12 protein-coding genes are annotated in these 9,257 nt (G+C 60.3%); 10 read left to right on the forward strand and 2 right to left on the reverse strand.

From position 1 onward, the window contains the following. Window positions 1-15 precede the first annotated feature (15 nt). On the reverse strand, window positions 16-243 hold the full coding sequence (locus tag IEX72_RS14780) for a hypothetical protein (RefSeq protein ID WP_188788725.1): 228 nt from the start codon (window positions 241-243) through the stop codon (window positions 16-18). Between the two features lie 172 nt (window positions 244-415). On the opposite strand from IEX72_RS14780, the gene IEX72_RS14785 reads away from it, so the two are divergent. The 4 genes from IEX72_RS14785 to IEX72_RS14800 all read left to right on the forward strand — a co-directional run bounded on the left by IEX72_RS14785 (window position 416) and on the right by IEX72_RS14800 (window position 6,081). Next, window positions 416-1,057, forward strand: a complete 642-nt coding sequence (locus IEX72_RS14785; protein ID WP_188788727.1) for a hypothetical protein — start codon at window positions 416-418, stop codon at window positions 1,055-1,057. Continuing rightward, a complete protein-coding gene (locus tag IEX72_RS14790; protein WP_188788729.1) occupies window positions 1,054-1,467 on the forward strand; it encodes a hypothetical protein in 414 nt (137 codons plus the stop codon). The genes IEX72_RS14785 and IEX72_RS14790 overlap by 4 nt, the downstream gene beginning before the upstream one ends. Before the next feature lie 2 nt (window positions 1,468-1,469). Then, a complete protein-coding gene (locus IEX72_RS14795) occupies window positions 1,470-2,006 on the forward strand; it encodes a restriction endonuclease (protein ID WP_188788731.1) in 537 nt (178 codons plus the stop codon). Window positions 2,007-2,583: 577 nt separating this feature from the next. Beyond that, on the forward strand, window positions 2,584-6,081 hold the full coding sequence (locus IEX72_RS14800) for a hypothetical protein (protein WP_188788733.1): 3,498 nt from the start codon (window positions 2,584-2,586) through the stop codon (window positions 6,079-6,081). Window positions 6,082-6,157: 76 nt separating this feature from the next. Here the strand turns inward: IEX72_RS14800 and IEX72_RS14805 are convergent, their stop codons facing one another. Beyond that, complete coding sequence (locus IEX72_RS14805; protein WP_188788735.1) at window positions 6,158-6,346, reverse strand: hypothetical protein; 189 nt, start codon at window positions 6,344-6,346, stop codon at window positions 6,158-6,160. Window positions 6,347-6,589: 243 nt separating this feature from the next. Between IEX72_RS14805 and IEX72_RS14810 the strand changes: the two genes are divergently transcribed. From IEX72_RS14810 to IEX72_RS14835, 6 genes are all read left to right on the forward strand, one after another. Further along, on the forward strand, window positions 6,590-6,871 hold the full coding sequence (locus IEX72_RS14810) for a hypothetical protein (RefSeq protein ID WP_229663863.1): 282 nt from the start codon (window positions 6,590-6,592) through the stop codon (window positions 6,869-6,871). Next, window positions 6,868-7,062, forward strand: a complete 195-nt coding sequence (locus IEX72_RS14815) for a hypothetical protein (RefSeq protein ID WP_188788737.1) — start codon at window positions 6,868-6,870, stop codon at window positions 7,060-7,062. The genes IEX72_RS14810 and IEX72_RS14815 overlap by 4 nt, the downstream gene beginning before the upstream one ends. Further along, on the forward strand, window positions 7,059-7,274 hold the full coding sequence (locus IEX72_RS14820; protein WP_188788739.1) for a hypothetical protein: 216 nt from the start codon (window positions 7,059-7,061) through the stop codon (window positions 7,272-7,274). Before IEX72_RS14815 ends, IEX72_RS14820 begins: the two co-directional genes overlap by 4 nt. Beyond that, window positions 7,264-7,644 (forward strand): hypothetical protein, encoded by a 381-nt coding sequence (locus IEX72_RS14825; RefSeq protein WP_188788741.1) that lies wholly within the window; start codon window positions 7,264-7,266, stop codon window positions 7,642-7,644. Before IEX72_RS14820 ends, IEX72_RS14825 begins: the two co-directional genes overlap by 11 nt. 245 nt (window positions 7,645-7,889) lie before the next feature. Continuing rightward, window positions 7,890-8,144, forward strand: coding sequence for a hypothetical protein (locus IEX72_RS14830; protein ID WP_188788742.1), 255 nt, complete (start codon window positions 7,890-7,892; stop codon window positions 8,142-8,144). Between the two features lie 296 nt (window positions 8,145-8,440). After that, window positions 8,441-8,788, forward strand: coding sequence for a hypothetical protein (locus IEX72_RS14835; RefSeq protein ID WP_188788744.1), 348 nt, complete (start codon window positions 8,441-8,443; stop codon window positions 8,786-8,788). Window positions 8,789-9,257: the final 469 nt, after the last annotated feature.

Genomic DNA, 9,257 nt, shown 5'->3' on the forward strand with positions numbered 1-9,257 from the left:
AAAAAAAGGCGGTTATCACTTGAACCGACAGGCGGGCCGGTGGGACGCTGTCGGGGTGTCGGATTCGAGGACCTCGATCCCACACTCGGGACACCGGACGTACGTATGACCCGTCGGCTGCCCGTACTGATTAAATTCGGTAAACGGACCCTCCCACTCGGGAGAGTCGTCGAGGATCACGCCGTCGTCGCCGGCTTCTATGATAGCGGTACTGTCTTGGGATTCGGATTCGTTGGTCGACATGGTCTTTCGGATTCCATAGAAAAGACCGGCTCGGGTGTTCCAAGCACCCGGGCGATTCGACGCCCCGAGGAACCGTCTTTCCTTACCATATTGTATAAGCCACAAGTGCATAAGTGTTATCCATCTTGTTTACACCACAAGGTATAATCCCGGGAGCGACGTACTAAGCTGTATGCCACGGGAGCACGGCAAAGACGGCGAGTTCGTCGAGACGGTTAGCCTGGAGAACGTGTTAGACGTATTCGACGCGGTCGACGGGCCGGTGATCCTATCGGCTGACGTCGCCGATACACTCGGCTGTTCGCGAGAGACGGCGCGGCGAAAGTTGAACGACCTATACGACCGGGGCGACCTCGACCGGCGGAAAGTATCGCGGCGAGTGATTTACTGGATCCCCGAGGACCCGACCCCCGACACCGTGGGGCGTACACAAGAGGCGCGAGACACACGGGAAGCGGACGCCGGCGAGGACCCGACACCCGACCGGGAGAACCCTGTCGAGGACGGCGCCGAGAGTGACCCCGTCGAGGACGTCCGCGCCTACCTGGAGCGGGAGAATGTCGGACCAAAGACCGCACACGGCCGCGACGCCGTTATTGAAGTGGTCCGATTGCTCCGGGATCGGGGGCCGATGAAAACCGGGGAGCTACAGGCTGAATTATTCGACCGATTCGGCGAGCACTATTCGAGCGAACGGTCGTTATGGGAGAGTATTCGGCGAGCGTTCGAGGACGTCCCGGGGATCGAGGACGCCGGATACGGCAAATACGGATACGCCGGCGACGCCGACACACGGGAGGCACTAGGCAAATGACGGACACGGTCGACCCCGAGGACCCCCGTCCCGAGGGCCATTACCCACGGTTCCGGGCGAATACGTGGCACTATATCCCCGAGGACTTAGCGAAAACAATCTCATTAGGACCGGGGGGCGACGGAGAACCCGGACAAGACTGGGTCCTCTCATACACGCCGGAACGACGGGAGGAGGCCGACCGGGAGAAGGTCTTTGTCCGGCTCACCCCGCCGGCGCTGGAGGAGCTACACGTCGAGACTAAGGACCTCTCACCCGACGCGCGACAGGCGGGCCATACGGCCGAGTGTGACCTTTGCGGGGAGAGTGTCCCCCTGGAGCGGGCCGTCCCGAATAAACGCGAGGAGCCGGTACACAAGCGGTGTTACGTCGACGCCTACGGCGGGCCGCCGTGGATGAAAGGGTACTGAGCATGTCCGACCGCGAGGACGACACGACCGAATACGCGACGCCGTCGAACGAATACCTCCGGCGACGGCTCCAGCAAATGGACCCCTACGACTTCGAGCTATTCATCGGCGACGTATGGACATATCTCGGGTGGGACACCCGGGTAGTGGGAGAACCGGGCGACCGGGGCATTGACGTGATCGCGACGGACGGCGAGGACAAACAGCTGATACAGGCTAAGAGATACGGGCCGAGTACGACGGTCGGCTCCCCCGAGGTACAGCAATACGCGAGCCTCCGGCTCCAGGAGGAGGACGTCAAACAGGTAACTATCGTTACGACCGGGACGTTCTCCCGACAGGCAAAGGACCTCGCCCCCGACCTCGACGTGATCCTCGTCGACGGGGAGAACCTTCTCGGGATCCTGGAGGAGTTAGAAGCGTTCGAGGTATTCGCAAAGCACTTCGACGATATATCGCTCCAGGAAGACACGCCCGACGCCGACGGGGGCGAGGAGGACACCGGAGTAGTTGATCGGATTCGAGGATGGTTCGGCTAAGGCTGGCGCTCAGGGACGTGAAAAGTGGGGCCGGGGGGCCGACCTGGGCACTTACCTTTTGTAACCCCTGCCGGTTATGCTTTCGGATAGAGCGGGTGCTCAAGAGTGTAGCGGCTTGACCCGGCACCACAAACGGGCGCCGGGAAGGGCCGACCTGGGTAGGTACATACATATTATGTATGTCCCTACAAATCAGTTGCGACAGGATAGCGGGCGAGGAAACCCCCCCCTACGGAAGGCTAATCGTTTAGTATCGGGAGGGTGAGTATAAAATAACGGCCGACGGACGCCGGAAGGGCTGACCTGGGTAGTCTAGTTCCTTCCTACAACCGCCCGAGTAGCTGGTGCGGGAGTGTGTTCATCGGTCGGGACTTACCTATGTTCACCCCCGACCCCCCCGCGACCGACCGTATCGACCCCGATATAGCGGCTGAAACGTCCCCTTCAGCCGGATACCGAACGGTGTACGAAGTGTATGGGATTTCACTATGAGTTACGACACTCTCACGCCCGACGAGTGGCACCGACTTCTCGAAGCGATTGATACCGACACCCCCCCGGCGCTGGAGGTGGCACTATGACCCGGTTCGACTGGGAGAGCCTCATATGGGAGACACGCGGATACCTCGGGATCGAGGGCACCGACCCCGTCCCGGTGGAGGAGCTCCGGGAGCAGGCCAAAGCGAACGGGTACGACGACCGGGAGATACGGAACGCGCTCCGGGACACCGACGCGCTGGAGTCACTCGGCGACGACCCCGACGACCTCCGGGTACGGCTCGCCGAGGAGAGCGGGAAACGGGGAAAACAGGCCGGAAAGACACCCGAGGACGGCGATCCTCCCGGCTCGAACCCCGGGGGAGAGACGGACAAACCCGGGTCCTCGAACGGCCTTAACCAACAGGACCAACCCGAGGACCCGCCGGTGTTGGTTAAGGACACCGACCCCGAGGAGTCGGTCGGGACCTGGAGCGACGCCGACTTTTCAGATACCGAGAGCGACACATACCTCCCCGCCCTGATTGAATCCGACCAATGGATGACTCGGGGGGAGGACCTCCCGCCCTATGAGCGCCCGAAAGCCCCGTACGCGCCGTGGGCCGACACGGACGGGGCCAAATGGGGGAATAAGGAGAACCGGGCCGACTTTGCGACGGCTAAGGAGTGGGCCGACACCGACCCCCGGGCCGACGGGCTGGCGTTTATCCAACTCGAAAGCGACCCGTTCGGATTCGTTGACGGCGACGACGTCCGCGACCCCGAAACCGGCGACCCCCACCCGGCGTTTATCGCGATCCTCGAACACCTCGGGGCGACGTACGCCGACGTGAGCACGTCGGGGTCGGGGTCACACGCCTACTATTACGCCCCGGACGGGCTCCCGATTGAGGGCAAAGAACAGGCGACCTTTGAGATTGATACCGAACCGTGGGGCGCGAACGACGACCCCCCAACAGTCGAAATATACGCGAATAAGCACGTCAATATCACCACAGGCGAGCACGTTCGAGGGACCCCCCTGGAGGTACGGGAGTGGAACACCGACGCGCTCCGGGCGATCCTCGAAGCGAACGGATACACCGACAAGGAGCCGATTAGTCACGACACGGACAAAGACCGGGCCGACCTGGAGGAGTACGACCCCACGGCGACCGGGACCGACGCGACGACCGACGAGATTCGGGACGTGTTACACGCTGTTGATCGGCTCGAACCCCGCGACCTCCCGCTCCGAACCCGACAGACTGGGACGGATTCGACCGGCTGGAGTACGTGGAACCCGAGTTATCGGACAAGTGAAAGCGGGGCGAGTGTTCACTCCCCGCCGGGGGAGCCCGTCTTTCACGACCACAAGGAGGGCGAGAGCTTCGGGCTCCTGGGGTTATTCGCCGCCGAGGAGGGGATAACCTCGAACCCGTGGGACCGGCTCGAAGGGGGCGAGTGGTGGGACGTCGTCGCCGCCGCGAGAGACGCCGGCGCTCCGATCCCCGAGTACGTCGGGGGAAAGACCCACGACACCGACCCCGTCGCCGTCCTCCCCGAAAGTGTCCGGGACCTCTCACACGCGACGACCGGATTCGACTGGCGACATACGGCGCGACAGGGGCCGGACACCCTCACCCTAGACGACGCGAGAGAGCGGACGACAGACACCATAGCGGACGCCTATCAGTACGGCGACCGGGTCCTCGTCGAAGCGCTCCCAGCAATCGGCAAAAGCTACGGTGCGATTAAGGCCGCCGCCCGGACCGGGGAGGCGGTTACGATGTTGACCCTCCGGGGGCGGAAAGAACAGTACGACCAACTCCGGGAGTGGTGCGACGAGCACGGGTTAGCCCATTACACCCTCCCGAGTTTTACCCACGACTGCGATACGGCGAACGGCGAGCACGGACAAGAATGGGCCGACACCGTGGGGGAGTGGTACGCCCGGGGCGCGACACCAAAGGAGATACACAAGAACGCCGAATATGAGTTAGGCCGCTCGCTCCCGTGCCAGGAGCACGAGGGCCAGCAATGCCCATACTCCAGTAAGTGGGACTTTGATCCCGAGGAGTACGACGTATTGATCGGACACTACACCCACGCCTATCGGGAGGACAAAGTCGTGTCCGGGCGGACGGTGGTGTTTGATGAATTCCCTGGGGCGTATGAGACGGCGCTGGGGGCGGATCTTCAGGGGGCGGTATCGTACTGGCTCCAGACAAACGACGGGGTCCCGTACGATGATTATACCGACCTCCTAGAGAACCGGGGCGACGAAACCCGGCGGGCCGACGCCCTCCTATGGTTCGAGGAGCACGGGGTCGAACCCGACGAATTGAGTGTCTTTGATGATCCGAACGCACACGCCGCCGCCCCCCTCGCGGTGTTTACGATCCTCGCGAGCGACGACCTCGGGAACGGATTCGAGCGGGCGGACATTGACGGGGTCGGGACCGGGGTCCGAAACCGGGAGCACGGGGGCGTTTCAATCCTCCAGCCGCCGGCGCTGGAGTACGCGAGTGGTGTCGTCGCCCTCGATGGAACCCCGACAAAGGAGTTGTGGGAGCTAGCCCTCGGGGAGCGATTGAATCACCGGGCGGTCCTCCAGGACGGCGAACGCGGCGAGTATCTCCAGGAGGCGCTAAACCTCAATATCGTACGGACAAGCGAGCACGTCAAACCCTACAACTCGAAGGGACACGTCCACACGGAAAGCGACGCGGCGCTCCTGGAGGAGATCGAGGACGCACACGGCGAACGCCCCGGCGTTATCACGTCGGCGACGGCGATTAGTGAATACAAAGAGGCGGACGTCCTCGGGCTCACCGACGGGAGTACGTACTACGGAAACGTCCTCGGGAGTAACGAATTCAAGGAGAAGCGGGTCGGCGCGGTGATCGGCTCGAACCACTACGGCGACGACTTTATTCAGAAGTGGGGGGCGTACGCTGGGGAAACAGTCGAACGGAACGGCGGAAAAGGGGCGGAGCTCTCATACGGACCGTTCGGTGACAAGGTCCTAACCCATATGCGGGAGCACGACACCTTACAAGCGGTAATGCGGTTCGGACGCGACGGAAACGGGGCCGTCGTCTATACCCATACGGATACGCTCCCGGAGTGGGTCCCGCTCGCCGGCGAGGCGCGGGTTACGAACACCCGGAGCGACGGCGAGCGGGCTGTTATATCCGCCCTGGAGGACCTCGGGACCGCGACGACTGAAGCAATACAAGAACACCCCGAGGTTAGTCTCTCCCGGCAACAGGTGTTTACTCATCTGGAGCGGCTCCGGGAGCGGGGAGTTCTTGATCGCGAACAGGACACCGAGGACGGACGCCGGTACGTGTGGAAAGACGACGGGTTACACCGAGTGAACGACCACGGGGAGGTAGAGTTAGACCCGGTGGAGTTAGACGAGTTAGACGACGACGAGGTTCGTCAAGTGGCACGTAGTAGTATCTATACGTGGGAGTTTACGAACCGGGAGGACCTCGCCGCCGAATCACCCGACGACCGGGGAGTGACACCGACCGACCCGTCCGGCCGACCGGCGAGCGAGGGTGATACGCCCCCTGACCCCGCCGACTAACCCCCGCGAGGAGGGCCGTTCGTAAGCCGGTGGTTAGTGGCGACGCTGATCACAAACGGAAAAACGGGAACATTAGCTATTCCTCTATCCCGTTCACGTATTCTCGCCCTTTTTGAATCCCATACCACCCGCCAGCTACTATCGCGACCCCCCAACAAATGATGAGCACGACCGCGGAATCGGTGATAAGCCAAATGCTGGCTAAGATCACGAGTACTACGAGAATTATTTGCTCCGGCGAAGCGCCGCCGAACCCTGTTTTCATATCAGATCATAATAGCGAATTGATAAAATTACTATGATGGAAAAATCCGAAAGCCGGTGGTTAGTGGCGAGGCCGGCGATGCGGTATATGCAAATCGCAGGACGGCGGGAGGCAAATACTTACGCGGAACCCCGCCGAACCCGTGATTAAGCCGATTCCAACTATGACCCCCGCGACTGTTTTGGGACGAGAGACGGCCGTAACGCTCCAGATACCCCGCCGGCCCCCCGGGGTGGCTGTCAAATGAGCACCGACGCGAGCACGGGCGCGACGGACCCCGACCCGTTCGACGAGTACGACAGTATGCTCCGGTCCCTCGATGCGGCAATTGAGGAGGCACAAGAGAAGGTCGAAAGCGGCCGGGTGTACGACCCCGAGAACGAAAAGGTCCGAATCAAATGGATTCGAGCGCTCGCCTATACGGTAAACGTCCGCCGACAAGTCCAGAACGACCGGGACCTCGCCGAGTTAGCCGAGGAGGTAGAACAGCTGAAAGAGGCGACCGACTTGGAGGGTGACGAGTGACCCGAAAGAGTCGCCGGGAGATTGAACGGGCGCTGGAGGACCTCGAACCGACGAGTAACTCGGGGTCGGTGATCGCATTAGAGTGTGACACCGGGGAGTACGAAACCCCGGACGGCGACCCGGTCCCGGAGTCGGGTACGGTGATCCAAATACCGTATAGTGTCCGGCGCCGGTGGGAGGGTTCCAAATGACCCGGCGCTCCCGACGAGAGATTGAACGAATCCTCGCCGACCTCCGGGAGGGTATCAATTCCGCCGGGCCGATTGACGTCACGACCGAGGTGGTTACGGTGACACGGGAGAAGGTACGCGAGGGCTGGGAACCTGAGCACACGGGACGGGAGCTAGGTGTTCCGTCGCCGGTAGTGACGGTGTACGTCGAGGAGGACGCAAATGCCCAATAAGAGTAAACGGGAGTTGGAGCGGGAGATCGACCGGCTCGAACCCGACAGGGGCGACGCGGGAGTAGGGCTGATAATTGACCTCCGGGAGAACGAATACACGACCCGCGAGGAGGCGCCACGACCGGAGCTAACCGTTCGGGACCCCGACCGGGACGTGTACCATATCCCGATCCCACACGTCCCACACACGGGACACAAAGCGATTCTCACCGTATCGGAGGACGTCCGGGAAACGTGGCCGGACACGGGCGACCCGGCGCCGACCGTCGCCGAGTTGTGGGACGAGCTAACCCCGTCGGACCTCCAGCGGGAGAAAGAGATTCGAGAACAGAACGGCGACCCGATCCCGCCGATCCTAACGGACGAGTGACGCGGGACCTGTCGGGGAGTGTGATACAAACCCGGGAGAAACCCGTCGGATTCGGGAGAGATACGGCATTACATTATAAACTAATCTTCGAGAGTCGGTCGAAGTACTATCAGGGATACGTCTAAAGGACAGTAAGCCGGGTGTCTGATGTACGCCGGACATCCGCCTACTCGTCGACCCGACGGCAGCTCCTCAAGCAAGCAGCCCCCCACAACGCTGATATGGCGCGGAGAAGGCCACACGGTATGGATAGTGATCGATTGAAGATCACCGCGGAAGTCGCGGCGATTCGTGGACGGGGGTGGATTCGACTCCTGACTCGGTTGCTTGGGATAGCGGCTGTACTGATTGGGGCGCTCAATTTCTTCGGGTTTGAATTGTGGACTCAGTACCGGGTGTGGCTCGCACAAGTTGCGGGGGTGTCAACAGGTGTCGGGTTCGCGTACCTCGCGGATTTCCTCTTTATTGGCGCTGGTGCTGCAGTCGCGAATTTCGTGTAATTGACTCCGATTCACTCGCTGCAGCGCTCCGGGAGTGACGTCGCTCACGGCGAGTGGCCTGTATAAGTGCCACCTCTCACACGCCAGCGTATGGTCAATATAGTTGACCTGTTCGTCGCAGCGTTCGGACCGGAAATCGTACTCGGCCTCCTCCTGGGGCTAGTGGTTGTTATAGTGAGGTTGGTCACCTCATAGGCGGTGGACCTCCCGCGCGAGTTATTTGACACGTCACCCGCCGACGACGTCAACGAAAGTAAGAATAAAAACTCAATCACCCGAACACTCTATATTAACCTATGTTTGAGTGGCTTCGGGATCTAATGGTAGGGTCGCCTACGTACACCGCACACGTGACCGGTGAGGGGTTCCTCACTTCAGTCAACGCTCAGTACGAGCGTGGGAAGGATGGTGCTCAAATAGATATGAACTTTTCAGAACCCGTCCGCGACGGCAATAACATCAATCATATGAATATACGGGATCCAGAAACGGGTACTATTGTTGGAGATTATGATCTTAGAACCGGCGAAACAGGCTTAGACCTCAATTCAGAGATTGATTACTCTATTGAGTATGATCTGGTATTTGTTGATCAAGACGGAAACGCCGTTTCTGAACAGAACGTGGTTATTGAGCGGCATTAAGAGTCTCTGTATTTTTGTAACTTAGCAGAAAATAAATACCCAGAAGATAATCTCCCGGAAGTGATAGACTCCCTCCTCAATCCCAAGCGAACATACCAGGAGTTCCGTGAGGAATGGGGGAAAGCAAGCAGTAAAGAGAAATGGCGTTTTAGCGAGCAAATCATCAGCGATCTTGGGGCAATTCTCCTACCAATAATTGCGATTCTGACTATACCCCCGGTACTCTTAGGTGGGCCAATAGAACCTTTGCTGGTTGCTATCGTTCTTGGATTCGTGTGGTGTGGGGTTGTCTTGTCTGGCCCCATCTCTCGTTTCGCAGAGTGGCATTACGAGGGCGATTCGGAGAGTTCAAAAAATAGCGAAACGCCAGAGGGGTGAACCGTTTAAAATCAAAAAAAGGCGGTTATCACTTGAACCGACAGGCGGGCCGGTGGGACGCTGTCGGGGTGTCGGATTCGAGGACCTCGAT

Origin of the sequence: Halobellus salinus, assembly GCF_014646875.1 — an archaeon.
Taxonomy (GTDB): Archaea; Halobacteriota; Halobacteria; order Halobacteriales; family Haloferacaceae; genus Haloquadratum; species Haloquadratum salinum.

What these genes read in the sequence shown, in the direction of transcription:
- IEX72_RS14795 (WP_188788731.1), top strand. Translation starts at nt 1,470, where the DNA reads ATGTCCGACCGCGAGGACGACACGACCGAATACGCGACGCCGTCGAAC.
- IEX72_RS14835 (WP_188788744.1), top strand. Translation starts at nt 8,441, where the DNA reads ATGTTTGAGTGGCTTCGGGATCTAATGGTAGGGTCGCCTACGTACACC.
- IEX72_RS14805 (WP_188788735.1), bottom strand. Translation starts at nt 6,346, where the DNA reads ATGAAAACAGGGTTCGGCGGCGCTTCGCCGGAGCAAATAATTCTCGTA.
- IEX72_RS14780 (WP_188788725.1), bottom strand. Translation starts at nt 243, where the DNA reads ATGTCGACCAACGAATCCGAATCCCAAGACAGTACCGCTATCATAGAA.
- IEX72_RS14800 (WP_188788733.1), top strand. Translation starts at nt 2,584, where the DNA reads ATGACCCGGTTCGACTGGGAGAGCCTCATATGGGAGACACGCGGATAC.
- IEX72_RS14785 (WP_188788727.1), top strand. Translation starts at nt 416, where the DNA reads ATGCCACGGGAGCACGGCAAAGACGGCGAGTTCGTCGAGACGGTTAGC.
- IEX72_RS14810 (WP_229663863.1), top strand. Translation starts at nt 6,590, where the DNA reads ATGAGCACCGACGCGAGCACGGGCGCGACGGACCCCGACCCGTTCGAC.
- IEX72_RS14820 (WP_188788739.1), top strand. Translation starts at nt 7,059, where the DNA reads ATGACCCGGCGCTCCCGACGAGAGATTGAACGAATCCTCGCCGACCTC.
- IEX72_RS14830 (WP_188788742.1), top strand. Translation starts at nt 7,890, where the DNA reads ATGGATAGTGATCGATTGAAGATCACCGCGGAAGTCGCGGCGATTCGT.
- IEX72_RS14825 (WP_188788741.1), top strand. Translation starts at nt 7,264, where the DNA reads ATGCCCAATAAGAGTAAACGGGAGTTGGAGCGGGAGATCGACCGGCTC.
- IEX72_RS14790 (WP_188788729.1), top strand. Translation starts at nt 1,054, where the DNA reads ATGACGGACACGGTCGACCCCGAGGACCCCCGTCCCGAGGGCCATTAC.